At 71.9% G+C, this 16,694-nt stretch carries 14 protein-coding genes; 10 read left to right on the forward strand and 4 right to left on the reverse strand.

All coding sequences use genetic code 11. The features are described 5' to 3' along the window. Positions 1-1,802 (reverse strand): AMP-dependent synthetase/ligase (locus H7A69_RS15330; protein WP_182047842.1); only part of this gene is annotated, 1,802 nt, incomplete at its 3' end. 174 nt (positions 1,803-1,976) lie between these two features. Between H7A69_RS15330 and H7A69_RS15335 the strand changes: the two genes are divergently transcribed. The 3 genes from H7A69_RS15335 to H7A69_RS15345 all read left to right on the forward strand — a co-directional run bounded on the left by H7A69_RS15335 (position 1,977) and on the right by H7A69_RS15345 (position 5,235). After that, the gene (locus H7A69_RS15335; protein WP_182047844.1) at positions 1,977-2,930 is read left to right on the forward strand and encodes an ROK family glucokinase; all 954 of its coding nucleotides are present in this window, start codon (positions 1,977-1,979) and stop codon (positions 2,928-2,930) included. A gap of 40 nt (positions 2,931-2,970) precedes the next feature. Next, positions 2,971-3,723: a lysophospholipid acyltransferase family protein gene (locus H7A69_RS15340; RefSeq protein ID WP_069711176.1), complete on the forward strand. Its 753-nt coding sequence runs from the start codon at positions 2,971-2,973 to the stop codon at positions 3,721-3,723. 126 nt (positions 3,724-3,849) lie between these two features. After that, positions 3,850-5,235 (forward strand): class II 3-deoxy-7-phosphoheptulonate synthase, encoded by a 1,386-nt coding sequence (locus H7A69_RS15345; protein WP_182047846.1) that lies wholly within the window; start codon positions 3,850-3,852, stop codon positions 5,233-5,235. Between the two features lie 114 nt (positions 5,236-5,349). On the opposite strand, the gene pknB is transcribed toward H7A69_RS15345, so the two are convergent. Next, positions 5,350-7,365, reverse strand: a complete 2,016-nt coding sequence (pknB, locus tag H7A69_RS15350) for a Stk1 family PASTA domain-containing Ser/Thr kinase (RefSeq protein WP_259346257.1) — start codon at positions 7,363-7,365, stop codon at positions 5,350-5,352. A gap of 145 nt (positions 7,366-7,510) precedes the next feature. After that, positions 7,511-8,782 (reverse strand): LysM peptidoglycan-binding domain-containing protein, encoded by a 1,272-nt coding sequence (locus H7A69_RS15355; RefSeq protein ID WP_259346258.1) that lies wholly within the window; start codon positions 8,780-8,782, stop codon positions 7,511-7,513. A 171-nt stretch (positions 8,783-8,953) separates the two neighbouring features. On the opposite strand from H7A69_RS15355, the gene H7A69_RS15360 reads away from it, so the two are divergent. Next, the gene (locus tag H7A69_RS15360; protein ID WP_069711173.1) at positions 8,954-9,310 is read left to right on the forward strand and encodes an Rv2175c family DNA-binding protein; all 357 of its coding nucleotides are present in this window, start codon (positions 8,954-8,956) and stop codon (positions 9,308-9,310) included. Positions 9,311-9,383: 73 nt separating this feature from the next. Here H7A69_RS15360 and H7A69_RS15365 read toward each other — a convergent pair whose 3' ends face one another. Next, entirely contained in the window at positions 9,384-10,502 is a 1,119-nt protein-coding gene (locus tag H7A69_RS15365; RefSeq protein ID WP_182047848.1) for a polyprenyl synthetase family protein, read from the reverse strand. Between the two features lie 141 nt (positions 10,503-10,643). On the opposite strand from H7A69_RS15365, the gene H7A69_RS15370 reads away from it, so the two are divergent. The 6 genes from H7A69_RS15370 to H7A69_RS15395 form a co-directional block, all read left to right on the forward strand. After that, on the forward strand, positions 10,644-11,045 hold the full coding sequence (locus H7A69_RS15370; protein ID WP_069711171.1) for a DUF3040 domain-containing protein: 402 nt from the start codon (positions 10,644-10,646) through the stop codon (positions 11,043-11,045). 401 nt (positions 11,046-11,446) lie between these two features. Beyond that, positions 11,447-11,878 (forward strand): division/cell wall cluster transcriptional repressor MraZ, encoded by a 432-nt coding sequence (mraZ, locus tag H7A69_RS15375; RefSeq protein WP_069711170.1) that lies wholly within the window; start codon positions 11,447-11,449, stop codon positions 11,876-11,878. Positions 11,879-11,985: 107 nt separating this feature from the next. Next, on the forward strand, positions 11,986-12,942 hold the full coding sequence (gene rsmH, locus H7A69_RS15380) for a 16S rRNA (cytosine(1402)-N(4))-methyltransferase RsmH (RefSeq protein ID WP_182047850.1): 957 nt from the start codon (positions 11,986-11,988) through the stop codon (positions 12,940-12,942). 1 nt (position 12,943) lies between these two features. After that, positions 12,944-13,618 (forward strand): hypothetical protein, encoded by a 675-nt coding sequence (locus H7A69_RS15385; RefSeq protein WP_182047852.1) that lies wholly within the window; start codon positions 12,944-12,946, stop codon positions 13,616-13,618. A 49-nt stretch (positions 13,619-13,667) separates the two neighbouring features. Next, entirely contained in the window at positions 13,668-15,437 is a 1,770-nt protein-coding gene (locus H7A69_RS15390; protein ID WP_182047854.1) for a peptidoglycan D,D-transpeptidase FtsI family protein, read from the forward strand. A gap of 14 nt (positions 15,438-15,451) precedes the next feature. Continuing rightward, on the forward strand, positions 15,452-16,694 hold a 1,243-nt coding region (locus H7A69_RS15395; RefSeq protein ID WP_182047856.1), incomplete at its 3' end, for a Mur ligase family protein.

Consider the following 16,694-nt stretch of genomic DNA (forward strand, 5'->3'; position numbering starts at 1 on the left):
GTCTGCACCTTCGACCCCGAGTAGATGTGCTCGACGTCGGCCGCGAAGTCCCGCATCACGACGGCACGCTTGATCGTGAGCTTGGGCGTCAGGTGACCGGACGCCTCGGTGAGCTCCGTGTCGACGATCGTGAACGAGCGGACCGACTCGGCCCGCGACACCCGCTGGTTCGCGGCGTCCACGGCCTCCTGGACCGCCACGTGGACGCGTTCGTCGTAGGCGGCGGCGGTCGGGGTCAGGGCGGGCACGATCCCGCGGGCCTCGCACCAGCCGGGCAGCATCTCGCGGTCGAGGGTCACGAGCGCCGCGACGAACGGCTTGCCCTCGCCCACCACGACGACCTGTCCGACCAGCGGGTGCTCGCGGATGCCGTCCTCGATCGGGGCGGGGGCGACGTTCTTGCCGCTCGCCGTGACGATGAGCTCCTTCGCGCGGCCGGTCACCGTGAGGACCCCGTCGGCGTCGAGCCGTCCGAGGTCGCCGGTGCGGAACCAGCCGTCGACGAAGGCCTTCGCGGTCGCCTCCTCGTTGTGCCAGTAGCGGTCGAAGACGTCGACACCGCGGACGAGCACCTCTCCGTCCTCGGCGATCCGGACCTCGACACCGGGCAGCGCGCGCCCGACCGTGCCGATCCGCAGCTCCTGCGCGCGGTTCACCGTGGCCGGCGCGGTGGTCTCGGTCAGGCCGTAGCCCTCGAGGATGTGCACGCCGATCGACCGGAAGAAGTGCGACAGTCGTGGCGACAACGGGGCGGAACCGCTGATGGCATGCGTCACCCGGCCGCCGATCGCGTTCCGCAGCTTCGCGTAGACGAGCCGGTCGAAGAGCGCGAAGCGCAGTCGCAGGCCGACCGGCACCCGACCGGCCGCGAGGGCCTCGGAGTGCGCGACCGCGACGTCCGCCGCGGCCCGGAAGACCCGGCCCTTCCCGCCGAGGTCGGCCTTCTGCTCGGCCGAGTTGTAGATCTTCTCGAAGACGCGGGGGACGGCGAGGAGGAACGTGGGGCGGAAGGTCGACACCGCCCGCATGAGGTCGCGGGTGTCCGGTTCGTGCCCCACGACCACGCCGGTGGAGATCGACATGACGGCGATGAAGCGTGCGAACACGTGGGCCATGGGGATGAAGAGGAGCGTCGACGAACCGTCGGCGACGACCTCGGGCATCGCCTCCGTCGCCCCCTCGACCGTCGCGGTGAAGTTGTCGTGCCGCAGCACGCAGCCCTTCGGCCGACCGGTGGTGCCCGACGTGTAGATGATCGTGGCGTCGTCGTGTCCGTGCACGTCCGACGTCCGGGCGTCGAGCTCGGCGTCGGTGACGGTCTCACCGAGCCGGACGAGGTCGTCGAGCCCGCCGCCGTCGATCGTCCAGTGCTGTCCGAGGTGCGGCAGGTCGGGGGCGACGGACGCGACGCGACGGGCGTGCTCCTCCTGTTCGACCACGACGGCCACCGTCTCGGAGTCCGAGAGGATCCAGCGCACCTGGTCCGGGGAGCTCGTCTCGTACACGGGGACGGAGACCAGGCCCGCGGTCCACACGGCGAAGTCGACGAGGGTCCACTCGAGGCGGGTGCGCGAGAGGATCGCCACGTGCGCACCGGGAGCGAGCCCGGCGGCGACGAATCCCTTCGCGATGCCGCGGACCCGGGCGAGGGTCTCCGCGGCGGTGACGGTCGTCCACGTGTCGCCGTGGCGCTGGGCCAGGATCGGTCGGTCCGGGGTCCGTCGCGCCCGGTCGGCGAGCAGGCTCGCCGCGGACCCGCGGTCCGGAGCGGAGGTGGGTGCGGACTGCCGCTGATCGTTCACGGTGGACTCCCTTGTCGGCCGGTTCGATACGAGGACGCCTCGACGGTGAGGCGACACCGCCAGCTTACGGCGACGACTCGGGCCGCCGACCGGGCACGGCCGCGGTTCGCAGCACCTCGACAGGCACGGTCCGGCGTTCGGCGGCGCCACCCGGAGACGGTAGGGTCGATGCTCGTGCATGCCATCGGAATCGACATCGGGGGCACCAAGATCGCTGGTGCGGTCGTCTCGGAGCTCGGCGAGATCCTCGCCGAGGACCGCGTCGCCACCAACGCGGCGGACCCGGACGCCATGCTCGACGACGTCGTGACCATGGTGTCGCGACTCCGGGCCGCCCACGACGTGGGTGCCGTGGGCGTCGCCGCGCCGGGCTTCATCGACGCCTCGCAGTCGATCGTCTACTACACGCCGAACATCCGGTGGCGGAACGAGCCCCTGCGCCAGAAGCTGCAGGAGCGTCTCGGCGACCTGCACATCACCGTCGACAACGACGCGAACGCGGCCGGCTGGGCCGAGTTCCGCTTCGGTGCCGGCCGCCTGGTCTCCGACATGACGATGCTCACCATCGGCACCGGGGTCGGCGGCGCGATCGTCACCGAGGACCGACTGTTCCGGGGTGGCTTTGGCACCGGCGGCGAGATCGGCCACCTGCGCGTCGTGCCGAACGGGCTCCCGTGCGGCTGCGGCGCCCGCGGGTGCATCGAGCAGTACGGCTCCGGACGTGCCCTGCAGCGCATGGCGAACGACGTCGCCGACGCCGGCGGCATCGGGTCGGCGCTGGCCGACGCCCGCGAGCAGAACGGCGGCCAGCTCGACGGCGCGATCGTCGGCGACCTCATCCTGGCCGACGACCCGGGCGCCCTCGCGGCCCTCCGCCGCCTCGGTCGGCACCTCGGCGAGGCCTGCGCGTCGCTGTCCGCCGTGCTCGACCCGCAGCTCTTCGTCTTCGGCGGCGGGGTCGCCAGCGCGGGCGACCGGCTGCTCGAGCCCATCAAGCAGGCGTACCTGAACAACCTGCCGGCCCGCGGCTACCACCCGGAGCCCGACTTCGTCATCGCCGAGCTCGTGAACGACGCCGGTGTGGTCGGCGCCGCCGACCTCGCCCGCATCCACGCGCGCACGGCGTAGGGTCACCTGACGGCACCCGCGTCCCGAACTGGAGTCGACGATGACCTACTGGCTGCTCAAGAACTTCCTGCTCGGCCCGCTCATCCTCACCCTCTTCCGACCGTGGGTCATCGGGCGTGAGCACGTCCCCGCCAAGGGGCCGGTGATCTTCGCCTCGAACCACATCTCGTTCATCGACTCGGTCATCCTGCCGGCGGTCCTCGACCGTCGCATCTCGTTCCTGGCGAAGAGCGACTACTTCACGGGTCGTGGGTTGAAGGGCTGGGCGACGAAGACGTTCTTCAACGCCATCGGACAGCTGCCGATCGACCGCTCCGGCGGCAAGGCGTCCGAGGCGTCGCTCCGCACCGGACTGCAGGTGCTGGCGCGCGGGGAGCAGCTCGGCATCTACCCGGAGGGGACCCGCAGCCCGGACGGCAAGCTCTACCGCGGTCGCACCGGCATCGCCCGGATGATCCTCGAGGGCCGCGTCACCGTCGTGCCGGTCGCCATGATCGGCACGCGTGAGGTGCAGCAGATCGGGCAGAAGATCCCGAAGGCCAAGCGCGTCGGCGTCGTCTTCGGCAAGCCGCTCGACTTCTCGCGCTTCGCGGGCTTCGAGACCGACCGGTTCATCCTGCGCAGCGTGACCGACGAGGTCATGCACGAGCTCGCCGGCCTGAGCCGGCAGGAGTACGTCGACGTCTACGCCACGAGCGTCAAGGAGCGGGCGACCAGCGCGCGGGAGCAGGTCATGAAGGACCGGCGCACCCCGGCCGCCGCTGCACCCGAGGCGACCGCCGCGGACCGGTAGCCGACCCGTCACACGCACGCGGACGCCGCGCGGCGGACGGTAGGATCTGAGGACTCCGAGCCCGAGCCGGGGTCCCCGCCCGCGGGTGCCGCCCCGGCCACCGACCCAGAACACCGAGGTACCTCCTTGATCGAGTCGATCGACCCCGTCGCCCTGCAGGATCCGGACGTCATCGCGGGCCTCGACCACTGGCGCACCCTGCCGATCAAGCAGCAGCCGACCTGGCCGGACCTGGCCGCCGCCGAGGCCGCCTCCGCCGAGATCGCGACGCTCCCGCCGCTGGTCTTCGCGGGCGAGGTCGACGACCTGCGGGCCCGGCTCGCGGTAGCGGCCTCGGGCGGCGCCTTCCTGCTCCAGGGCGGCGACTGCGCGGAGACCTTCGCCGGCGCCACCGCGGACTCGATCCGCGACCGCGTGAAGACGATCCTGCAGATGGCCGTCGTGCTGACGTACGGCGCCTCGATGCCCGTCATCAAGATGGGCCGCATGGCGGGGCAGTTCGCCAAGCCGCGGTCGAGCGACCTCGAGACCCGGGGCGACGTCACCCTGCCGGCGTACCGCGGTGACATCGTCAACGGCTACGACTTCACGCCCGAGAGCCGGCAGGCCGACCCGCGCCGCCTGGTGCAGGGGTACCACACGGCCGCGTCGACGCTGAACCTCGTCCGCGCCTTCACCCAGGGCGGGTTCGCCGACCTGCGCCAGGTGCACTCGTGGAACAAGGGCTTCGCGTCGAACCCGGCGAACGCCCGCTACGAGCACCTCGCGGCCGAGATCGACCGCGCGATCCGCTTCATGGGCGCCTGCGGTGCCGACTTCGAGGCGCTCAAGCACGTCGAGTTCTACGCCTCGCACGAGGGGCTGCTGATGGACTACGAGCGGCCGATGACCCGGATCGACTCCCGCTCCGGTCTGCCCTACGACACCTCGGGCCACTTCATCTGGATCGGGGAGCGGACCCGCGACATCGACGGTGCCCACGTCGACTTCCTGTCGCGCGTGCGGAACCCGATCGGCGTCAAGCTCGGCCCGACGACGAGCGTCGACGACATGCGGGCGCTCATCGAGAAGCTCGACCCCGAGCGCGAGCCCGGCCGCCTGACCTTCATCACGCGCATGGGTGCCGGCAAGATCCGCGACGAGCTGCCGAAGCTGCTCGAGGCGGTGCAGGGCATGGACGCGAAGCCGCTCTGGGTCACCGACCCGATGCACGGCAACGGCCTGACGACGCCGACCGGGTACAAGACCCGTCGGTTCGACGACGTCGTGGACGAGGTCCTCGGCTTCTTCGAGGCCCACCGCGAGGTCGGCACGTACCCGGGCGGCATGCACGTCGAGCTCACCGGTGACGACGTCACGGAGTGCCTCGGCGGATCCGAGCAGATCGACGAGGCGACGCTGGCGACCCGCTACGAGTCGCTGTGCGACCCGCGCCTCAACCACATGCAGTCCCTCGAGCTGGCCTTCCTGGTGGCGGAGGAACTGGCGGCGCACCCGACCGCACGCCCGTAGCGCGCAGGTCCCAACCGCCGGACGGGAGGCGCGGTGCCAGCTGGCACCGCGCCTCCCGTCCGTCGTCGTGGGCGCTCGTCGGGTAGGCGGCCAGCCGTTCGCCCCGACGCACGGCTACTGCCGGTAGGACAGCGTGATCTCGTCGCCGCGGTACACCGTCGACCCCTGCACCGGGTCGGTCGCGTCCACGCGGAGCAGGGCCTTCCAGTCCGTCAGCCGGCACAGCACGTTCGTGCAGTCCGGCACGGTGACCTGCAGCCCGAGGTTCTCGAGGGTCGAGGTGGCGTCGGCGATCGTCTTCCCCGCGACGTCGGGCAGGGTGATCGGCGTCGGACCACGGGAGACCACGAGGTCCACCGTCGAGCCGCGGACGGCGGGGGAGCCCTCGACCTGCGAGGAGATGACCTGCCCCTTCGGTACGTCGTCGTCGTAGCGCTCCTGCTGCGCGCCGACCGTGAGGCCGACGCCCTGGAGCGTCGTGGTGGCGTCGGCCACGGTCTTGCCGGTGACGTCCGGTACGGCGCCGAGGGAGACCGTCAGGGTCACCGGGCCGCGCTCGCCGTACTCGTCGACGGTCGTCAGGTCGACCGTGTCGCCGCCGGGGAGCACCCCGGTCGCGGCGATCACGGTGTCCGCCGGGGCGTCGGCCGAGAACTCGTACCGGTCGTCCTGCAGCTGGAAGTCGTCGTCGAGCGCCGCGGTCACGGTGGACAGCGGCTGTCCGACGATGGCCGGCAGCGCGATCATCCGTGGTCCGCCCGACACGACGATCTGCACCGCGGTGCCCTTGCGGACCTCGCGTGCGGCCGCGGGCTTCGTCGTCGAGACCTGCCCCTTCGCCACGACGGCGTCGAACCGCGTGCCGGTCCGTGCCGCGGGCTGGAGCCCCTGCGCCTGGAGCAGCTGGCGTGCCTGCGTGACGGACTTGCCGGCGACCTCCGGGATCCGGACGTTGCCCCAGGGTCCGGGGCCGAGCGCCCACCCGACCACGCCGGCGGCGATCACGAGCACGAGGATCACCGCGAGCGCGATCCAGCCGCGCTTCCGGCGCTTGGCGGACTTGTCGGCCAGCCGCTGTCCGGCGGGGGAGAGCGCGCCCGGCTGCGAGCCCGTCCGACGCGGTCCGGGCGCACCGCGGCGGACCGGTGCGGCCGCGGCACCGCCCGTCGATCCCGCGATCACGCGGGTGGCGTCGGTCGCGTCGACGCTGTCCGCCCGGCCGTCGCCGGCCGGCAGGATCGCGGTGGCGTTCTCCGGGCGGAGGACGGCGGTCCGGTACTGCCCGGTCGCGCGCTGCCTGTCGCCGGACACGTGGTCGAGCATCTCGCGGGCGTCCATCGGCCGGTCGTCCGGGTTGCGGGCGGTGGCCCAGGCGACCAGGTCGTCGAGCTCCGGCGGGACACCGGGCTCCGCGGCGCTCGGCACGGGCACGGTGTCGTTGGCGTGCTGGTACGCGATCTGCATCGGCTGGTCGCCCTTGTAGGGCTGCTCGCCGGTGAGCATCTCGTAGAGCATGATGCCGACGGCGTAGATGTCGCTGCGCGAGTCGGCAGCCCCGCGCGTGACGAGCTCCGGGGACAGGTACGCGATGGTGCCGAGCAGGGCCGCGCCGGTGGCGGTGTTCGCGGTCGTGGCACGCGCGAGACCGAAGTCGCCGAGCTTGATCCGGCCGTCGTCGGCGAGCAGGACGTTCTCGGGCTTCAGGTCGCGGTGCACGATGCCGGCGCGGTGCGCCGAGGCCAGCCCGGCGAGGACGGCGCGCAGGATGTCGGTCGCCTGCTCGGGGGTCAGCGCCCGGTGCTCCTGGAGCAGGTCGCGGAGCGTGATCCCCGGGATGTACTCCATGACGATGTACGCGGTGTCGTCCTCCGCGCCCTGGTCGTAGACCCCGACCAGGTTCGGGTGCGACAGGCGCGCGGCCGACCGTGCCTCCTGGATGAAGCGCTCCCGGAAGGCCTGGTCGTCGGCCAGGTGCCCGTGCATGATCTTGATCGCGACGCGGCGTTCGAGTCGGACGTCGGTCGCCAGGTACACCGTGGCCATGCCGCCGCGGGCGATGCGCGAGCGCACGCGGTACCGCTGGTCGATCATGCGACCGATCATCGGGTCCGTGGCGGCGTTCGTGGTCATCGGCGGCATTCTACGAAGGCGGGCTGGTGGGGCCGGCACTGACGCTCCGGTCGTTACCCGATCTCGATCTCGAGGATGACTCGTTCCGTCGGGCGACCAGGGCGCCGCCGGTCGGCCGAGCCCCGGACGCGCGAGCGGGCCGTCGTCAGAGCGAGGCGAGGAGCGCGCGCGCCGTCTGCTCCCACTTGGCGTACTCGTTCGGGTAGGCCGAGACCTGCACGGCCTGCGCGGCGGCGGTCAGGCTCATCGAGGACCAGCCCCGGACGCCGAGCAGCCCGCGGGTCTTGCCCGGGTTGCCGACGTAGAAGCGCTCGGCGGCGGTCGCCGGGTCCTGCAGGGCGGCCTTCGTGCCCCAGCCCTGGCTCGGACGCTGCTGGAAGAGGCCGACCGAGTCGCGGTCGCCGTGCGACAGGTTGCGGAGGCTCGACTCCTGCAGGGCCGCGGCCAGGGCGATCACGATGCCGCGGTCCGGCACACCGAGGGTGCGACCGACGGCGACGATGGTCGCGGCGTTCCGACGCTGCTCGCCGGTGAGCTCGACGCCGTTGACGCTGCCGACCGCGGTGGTCACGGCGCCGCCGGTCGGGGTCGTGGTGGGCTTCGAGGTCGCCGCGGGGAGCACGAGGGTCTTCCCGGCGTAGATCGTGCTCGTGTAGCTGAGGCCGTTCGCGGCGAGGAGCGCCTTGACGGACACGCCGTGCTTCGCCGCGATGCCGCCGATGGTGTCGCCGGCCGCGATCTTGACGCTCGACGCGCGGGCCGGCGCGGCCGGAGCGGCGGGGGCGCTGCTCGCGACGGGCGCGGGCTTCGCGGCCGACCCGGCGCGGGGGACCTGCAGCGTCTGCCCCGGGTAGATCACCGAGCGCTGGGTCAGCCCGTTCGCCGACAGGATCGACGAGGTCGACACACCCGCGCGGGCGGCGATGCCGGACACGGTGTCGCCCTGCTTGACGTGGTAGCTGCCCGTGCTGCCGGTCGAGGCGGGCGCGGCCGTCGGTGCCGCGGGCTTCGAGGACAGGTGCAGCGTCTGGCCGGGGTGGATGATCGTGTTCCAGCCGAGGCCGTTGCGCACGAGGACCTCCTGCGCGGAGAGGCCGAACCGGGCGGCGATGCCGGACACCGTGTCGCCCTGGCGGACCGTGTAGGTCGTGGGGGCCTTCGAGACCGCCACCACCGGCGTGACCACGGTCGTCGAGGGTCGCGCGACCGCGGTGTCGAACACGGCGCGGTGGCCGACGTTCCGGTCCTCGTCGACGTGACGCTTCCCCGCGTCGTCGTCGTCGTGCCGCGGCTCGGCGTGCGCCACCGGCCCGGTCAGGCCCGCGGTCACCGCGATCGTGCCCGCGAGGACGATGGGCATGGTGGCGAACCGGGCGGATCGGGCGCGCCGGGCGGCGTCGTCTGCAGCGTTGTCCACGGGGTTTCTCCTGTCCTGGGTGAGCCTTGCGCGGGTGCGAGCACTCACAGGTGGCTCCACGCTGACATGGCGTGATTCCCAAGTCAACCAGAGAGCCGGATGTTGCGGGTGTGACTCGTGTGACCAATCGTGGGGGACCGCGGACGGCGACCGCTCTGGCAACATGGAGCCGTGAGCGCTGTACCGACCGACGACACGACCCTCTCCGAGCGCTGGCTGACGGTGCCCGACCTGGTGGAGCTGCTCGGGGTGAGCCCGGGCCGCATCCACCGCCTCTTCGAGCAGAAGACCCTGCTGGCCGCCCGCGTCGGCGGCGTGCTGCGGGTGCCCGGCGAGTTCCTCGACGGTGACGAGCCGCTGCCCGAGCTCCGCGGCACGCTCATCGTGCTCGGCGACAACGGGTTCTCGGACGACGAGGCCGTCCGCTGGATGCTCTCGGACGAGCCCGCGCTCGGCACCTCGCCGATCGCTGCGCTGCGCGCCGGCCGCAAGGCCGAGGTGCGGCGCGTCGCGCAGTCCCTGCTCTGATCGTCACCCACCTGACGGACGGGAGGCCCGTGGCGACGTCGCCACGGACCTCCTGTCCGTCGGTCGGTCGCGTCTACGCGACGCGGCGGCTCACGGTGTCGGCCAACGCCATCAGCTGCTCCCGCGCCGACGGCGTGAGCGGGGTGGCCTCGAGGGCGGCCTTGGCGCGCTGCACGTGCCGGTCGATCGATCGCTCGACGGCGGCGACCGCCCCGGACTCGGTCAACGTCGCGCGGAGCATCTGGACCTGACCCTCGTCGAGGTCGGGGTCGCCGAGCAGCTCGTCGAGCAGCTGCCGCGGACCGGGCGCCAGCGACTTCCGGGCCGAGGCGATGAGGACGGTGCGCTTGCCCTCGCGCAGGTCGTCCCCGGCCGGCTTGCCGGTCACCTCGGGGTCGCCGAACACGCCGAGCAGGTCGTCGCGCAGCTGGTACGCCACGCCGAGGGGGAGTCCGAACGACCGCAGACCCTCGAGCTGCGCCGGGGAGGCACCGGCGACGAGCGCGCCGATCACGAGCGGCGCCTCGATCGAGTACTTCGCCGACTTGAAGACGATGACGCGCTGGGCCCGGACGAGGTGCTCGGCCTCGTCGATGGACGGCCAGGCGGTCTCCTCGTGCACGTCGAGGTACTGCCCCGCCGTGACGTCGAGCCGCATGGTGTGGAACTCCTGGCGGACGATGCGCGCGCGGGCCGGGTCGAGCAGGGCGAGGCCCTCGTCGAAGACGGCGTCGCTCAGCGAGAGCAGCAGGTCGCCCAGCAGCAGCGCCGAGTTCGTGCCGTACAGCGCGCGGTCGCCGACCCAGCCGGACTCCTCGTGCAGGGACTCGAAGCGGCGGTGCGCGGCGGGACGACCGCGGCGGGTGTCCGAGCGGTCCATGATGTCGTCGTGCACGAGGGCGGCGGCGTGGAAGACCTCGAGCGCCGCGGCGACCGTGACGACCGCCTCGGCGGTGGTCTGGCGCGAGCCCTCCGCGAGGGGGTCGAACGAGCCCGACCGACCGGCGACGGACTGCCAGCCCCAGTAGCAGAACAGTGCCCGGAAGCGCTTGCCGCCGGACAGCAGGTCACGGGCGTACCGGTCGAACGGAGCGAGGTCGGGGCTGATGCCGACGAGGCGCTCGCGCTGCTCGTCGAGTGCCCGGTCGAGACGCGCCGATACGAGGTCCACTAATCGCGTACTCTCAGCCACGGTACCTACCCTAGTGGAGCGGTCGAGTCATAGAATCGGTCCACTCAGCGCTTGCCACAACCCGGCGGCAGCGCGGTCCACCAGCCGTCACCCAGGACAGCATCCTCAGGACAGCATCCCCGAGAACAAGAGGGAAACGAGATGCCACTCTCGGAGCAAGAGCAGCGACTCCTCGAAGAGATGGAGCGGAGCCTCTACCAGAACGACTCCGACTTCGTGGCGCGGGTCACGCGCCGCCAGGGTCGCGCCAGCTACACCACGATCACGATCGGGGTGCTCGGTGCACTGGTCGGCATCGCGATCGTCGTCCTCGCGCTGGTGTTCAAGCAGCCGCTGCTCGGTCTGCCGGGCTTCGTCGTGATGCTCGCCGGCGTGCTGTACGCGCTGCGCCCGGGCATGCGGATGCCGAAGGCCGGGGCGAAGGCGCCGCGTGCCGGTGGTGCCGGTCCCCGTCGTCCCGCGCGGCCGTCGTCGTCCGGCGGTTCGTTCATGGACCGCATGAACGAACGCTGGGACAAGCGCAACGACCCCGGGCAGCAGTAGCAGCCCTCCACACGCCTCCACGAACGGGGCCGGTCCAGTCGGACCGGCCCCGTTCGTCGTGTGCGGGGGCTGCTGTCGCTGATCGTCCCGGTGCGTCGAGCAGGCCGGGCGGGTGTCGGACGGGAGGCGCGGGGCGGGGTCCCCACGCGCCTCCCGTCCGGCGCGCCCTCCACCCGATCCGGGGCTGTGAGAGTCCTCCACTCTGCTCCACCTCCTCCACTCGCCTCCACCAGCCCGTCGATCCGCGGATCGGCGGGCTCTTCCGTGCCCGCTGGACCTCGGGGAGCTGCCCCAATCCGGGGGTCGCGGGCAGATCGGGGAGCGGGAACCGCCCTGTGGGGAGGGAAGTGGAGTAAAGTGGGGACCACGACGGACCGGTGGAGCGGAGGGGAGGCCCCGACGTGCTGCTCGGTACCCATGCCCCGAAGCTGGACGAGAAGGGTCGCGTGATCCTCCCCGCCAAGTTCCGGGACGAACTGTCCGGCGGGCTCGTCATGACCCGTGGGCAGGAGCGCTGCGTCGTCGTCTTCAGCGCGGACACGTTCGAGCAGCTGCACGAGCGCATCCGCACCGCACCGATGACGTCGAAGCGCACCCGGGACTACATGCGCCTGTTCCTCTCCGGAGCGAGCGCGGAGACGCCCGACAAGCAGAACCGCGTGACGATCCCGCAGAACCTCCGCGAGTACGCGGGGCTCGAGCGGGACCTCACGGTCATCGGCAGCGGTGACCGTGCCGAGATCTGGTCGACCACCGCGTGGGAGGCCTACTACGCCGAGGTCGAAGAGGGCTTCGCCGACAACGACGAGGAGGTGATCCCGGGGATCTTCTGATCCACGGATCGGGACTCCCAGCCGTGGTGCCCTGACACACCTTCCCCGGTGTCAGGTCGCATGGATGGGGATCCGGATGCGTGGCCCAGGAGGTCGAGGGGCTGCACATGGCCGAAGACCAAGCGACGTTCCCGCACACCCCGGTGATGCTCCAGCGCATCGTCGACCTGTTCGTCCCCGCACTCGAGGGGCCGGGCAAGGTCGTCGTCGACGCCACCCTCGGGATGGGCGGTCACTCCGCGGCGCTGCTCGAGCGCTTCCCGGAGCTCACCCTGATCGGACTCGACCGCGACACCGACGCGCTCGGCATCGCGGGGGAGCGCCTGGCCCGCTTCGGCGACCGCGTCCGGCTCGTGCACACCGTGTACGACGACATCGTCGAGGCGGTCGAGGGCGAGGGGTTCCGGAAGGTCGACGGCGTCCTGTTCGACCTCGGCGTCAGCTCGCTCCAGCTGGACCGCGCCGAGCGCGGCTTCGCCTACAGCCAGGACGCCCCGCTCGACATGCGGATGGACCGGACCGAGGGCCGGACCGCGGCGGACGTGCTCGCCACCTACGACGAGGGCGAACTCCGGCGCATCTTCCAGCGGTACGGCGAGGAGAAGCTGGCCGGCCGGTACGCCCGCGCGATCGTCGAGCGGCGCGCGGAGCGTCCGTTCACGATGTCGGGCGACCTGGTGCAGGTCCTCCACGACGCGACCCCCGTCGCGATCCAGCGGCAGGGTCACCCGGCGAAGCGCGTGTTCCAGGCGCTCCGCATCGAGGTGAACGCCGAGCTGGCCGTCCTCGAGCGGGCGATCCCCGCCGCGCTCGACGTCATCGGCGTCGGCGGCCGCATCGTGGTCGAGTCGTACCAGTCCCTCGAGGACCGTCTGGTCAAGCGGGCGCTCGTCGAGCGCACGACCTCGAGCGCCCCGGCGGACCTGCCGGTGGAGCTCCCCGAGCACGCCCCGACCTGGTCCCTGGTCGTCAAGGGCGCGGAACTGGCCGACGAGGCCGAACGCGCCGCCAACCCCCGAGCAATCCCCGTGCGCCTGCGCGCGGCCGAGCGGATCCGGAACTGACATGAGCACGAACCTCGCACTCGTCGACCCCGTCGTCGCCCCGTCGCGTGCCCCGCGCCCGCGCCACGACCGCCCCGAGCTGGTCGAGGTCGCACCGACGCGTGCGCAGCGCCGTGCCCGTCCGAAGGTGGCGTACGCCATCGTCGCGGTCGTCGCGCTCGGCATCCTGCTGCTCGCGCAGCTCGGCATCAGCATGGTGCTGAGCCAGGGCGCCTACACGCTCGACTCCCTCGGCGCCGAGCAGACGAAGCTCTCGCGGACGCAGCAGTCGCTGTCCGAGGAGCTCCGCGTGCTCGACTCGCCGCAGAACCTCGCCCGCAACGCGCAGTCGCTCGGGATGATCGCGAACTCCACGCCGGTCTACCTCGACCCGGAGACCGGGCGGGTGTACGGCACGCCGACGCCGGCGGCTCCCGACGAGGCGACCGCGAGCAGCGACAACCAGGTGCCCAACGCCCTGCTCGACCCGGTCCCGCTCGCGACGAAGCAGCAGCCGGCCGAGGCGGCGCCGAGCGCTCCCGCCGCACCGACCGCGCCGTCCGCAGCCGCGTCCGCGCCGGCCGCCGCGAGCACCGACGCTGGGAACAGCGCCGGGGCCAGCGCGTCGGACGGGGCCGCGCCGAAGGCCGACGTAGAGTCCGACGCGAACCCGCTCCAGGCCCCCACCACCCGGTGACCTGCGGGCCGGGACACCCTGCCGCACCACCCGGGAAGGACCGCACCGCGTGACCAAGACGATCCGCAACCCACGACTGCGCTACAGCGTGGTGATCATCGCCGTGATCGCCCTCGTGGCCGTGTTCGTGATCCGCCTGGTCGACATCCAGGTGGTGCAGGCCGCCGCGCTGAACGATGCGTCGAAGGCCAAGCGGAGCATCCCGGTGACGATCTACGGGACCCGCGGCGCCATCGTCGACCGCAACGGCGTCGAGCTGGCCGACAGCGTCAACCGGTACAACATCACCACCTCGCCGCGCCTCGTGAAGCCCTTCGACGGCAAGCTCGGCGGCGACCGCGTGAAGCGGGTCTCGGTCGACGAGGCCCTCCGTGCCGTCGCGGAGGCGTCCGGCGCGGACGTGGCGACCATGCAGCGGAACATCGCCGCGGACCCCCGGTCGGACTTCGCGTACCTGGTCAAGGGCCTCGACGTGAAGCACTACGAGGCCGTCCGCGCCCTGTCCATCCCGTGGACGTACCCCGAGCAGCAGGCGGCGCGCGTCTACCCGAGCGGCGCGACGGCCGGGGCGCTGACGGGCTTCATGGGCACCGACGGCGCGCAGGCCGGCCTGGAGTACTCGTACGACGCGTGCCTCGCGGGCACGAACGGCTCGGAGACGTACGAGCGCGGCGAGGACGGCGTGCAGCTGCCCGGCAGCACCCGCACGACGAAGCAGGCGAAGGACGGCGGCACGCTCGAGACCACCATCGACAGCGACCTGCAGTACATGGCGCAGCAGACGATCGCGTCGGCGGCGAAGTCCCTGCAGGCCGAGTCCGCGACCGCGACCGTGGTGGACGTCAAGACCGGCGAGCTCCTCGCCGTAGCCGACTACCCGACGGTGGACCCGAACGACGTCGACGCGACGACCGACAAGGGCGCCTTCGGCTCCCGCGCCCTGACCGCGACGTACGAGCCCGGGTCGACGATCAAGGCGGCGATCGCAGCGGCGCTGATCGACCAGGGGAAGTCGGGCCCGACCGACCGTGCGGTCGTGCCGTACTCGCGCTCGTTCCCCTGGGGCGGCAAGATCCAGGACTCCGAGTTCCACCCGACCGAGAACCTGACCCTCACCGGCATCCTGCAGAACTCGTCGAACGTCGGCATCACCGAGCTCGGCGAACGGCTCACGCAGCAGCAGCGCTTCGACTACATGAAGAAGTTCGGCCTGTTCGAGCCGGAGACGGCGATCGACTACCCGGGTCAGCCGGCCATGCAGTACGGCGCCTCGCCCGACTGGAGCAGCCAGACGAACATCAACTCGATGTTCGGTCAGGGCATCTCGACCACCGCGGTCCAGGTGGCGAGCGTGTTCCAGACGCTGGCGAACGACGGCGTCCGGATCCCGCTGCACATGGTGAAGGGCTGCCAGACCGCCGACGGCAAGACCATCGACGCGCCCGACGTGCAGGGGACGCGCGTCGTCTCCACCGCGGCGGCCGACCAGACCGTCAAGATGCTGCAGAGCGTCGTCACGGGCGGCACGCTCGTCGGCATGAAGCCGATCTCCGGCTACAACATCGCCGCGAAGACCGGTACCGCCGAGGTGGCCGAGGGGTCGAAGGGCTACGGCGGACAGCGCATCACCTCGGTGGCCGGAATGGCACCCGCCGAGGACCCCCAGTATGTTGTCACGGTGACGTTCACGAAGCCGCAGACCAACAAGTGGTCCAGCGGAGCGGCTCCGGCGTTCCGCACGCTGATGTCCCAGGTGCTCGAGAAGTACCGAGTAGCCCCCTCCACGGCCGAGGCGCAGCTGTACCCGTCCACGTGGTGAGGAAGAAGGAACACTTGTCCGCACGGATCCCCCCGGTCCTCCGACCCGAACACCCGACCCCGAGGAGCGTGGCCGAACTCGCGAACGCGTTCGGCATGCGCGTCGTCGGCGCGGTCGACACCGTCGAGACGACGGGCGTCACCCTGAGCGCTGCCGAGGTGCAGCCCGGTGACCTGTTCGTCGGCGTGCACGGCGCGAACCGCCACGGAGCGCAGTTCGCCGCCGAGGCTGCCGAGCGCGGCGCGGTCGCCGTGCTCACCGACGCGGACGGCGTGGCCCTCGCCGAGCCGTCCGGCCTGCCGGTCCTGGTGGTCGAGGACCCGCGGGCCGCGCTCGGCGACGTGTCCGCCTGGGTCTACCGCACCCACCCGGACGAGGCGACCGACCTGCCGCAGCTGTTCGCCACCACCGGCACGAACGGCAAGACCAGCACCTCGTACATCCTCGAGGGGATCCTCAAGCAGCTCGGTCTCGTCACCGGCCTGAGCTCGACCGCGGAGCGCCACATCGGCACGCTCAGCGTCACCAGCCGCCTGACCACGCCCGAGGCGAGCGAGATGCACGCGCTCCTCGCCAGGATGCGCGAGTCCGAGGTGCGCGCGGTCGCCGTCGAGGTGAGTGCCCAGGCCCTCAGCCGGCACCGCGTCGACGGGATCGTGTTCGACGTCGCCGGGTTCACGAACCTGTCGCACGACCACCTCGACGACTACGCCGACATGGAGGAGTACTACCAGGCGAAGCTCCCGCTGTTCCAGCCCGAGCACAGCCGTCGCGGCGTCGTCTCGCTGGACACCGACTGGGGCCACCGCGTGGTGCAGGACTCCCGCATCCCGGTCACGACCATCACGGTGCACCCCGACGTCGAGGCCGAGTGGCACGTCGAGATCGTCGAGTCGCACGCGGCCTACACCGAGTTCCGTCTGACCGGCCCCGAGGGCCGCGAGCTCACCACCCGGGTGCCCCTGATCGGCTGGCACATGGCGGCGAACGCGGCGCTGGCGATCGTCATGCTCGTCGAGGGCGGCTTCGAGCTCGGCGCCATCGCGCACGCGCTCGGGTCGAACCACCGCCGCTACGCGGACGAGACCGACGAGCACCCCGTCAGCGCGATCGAGTGCTACCTGCCCGGTCGCACCGAGCGCGTCTCCGGCGACCGCGGCCCGAGCGTCTACGTGGACTTCGGCCACAGCGCCGACGCCTTCGAGAACACCCTGGCCGCCGTCCGGCAGTTCACGACCGGCCGGGTCCTCATGCTCT

This window comes from Curtobacterium sp. ME26 (assembly GCF_903970945.1).
Taxonomy (GTDB): domain Bacteria; phylum Actinomycetota; class Actinomycetes; order Actinomycetales; family Microbacteriaceae; genus Curtobacterium; species Curtobacterium citri.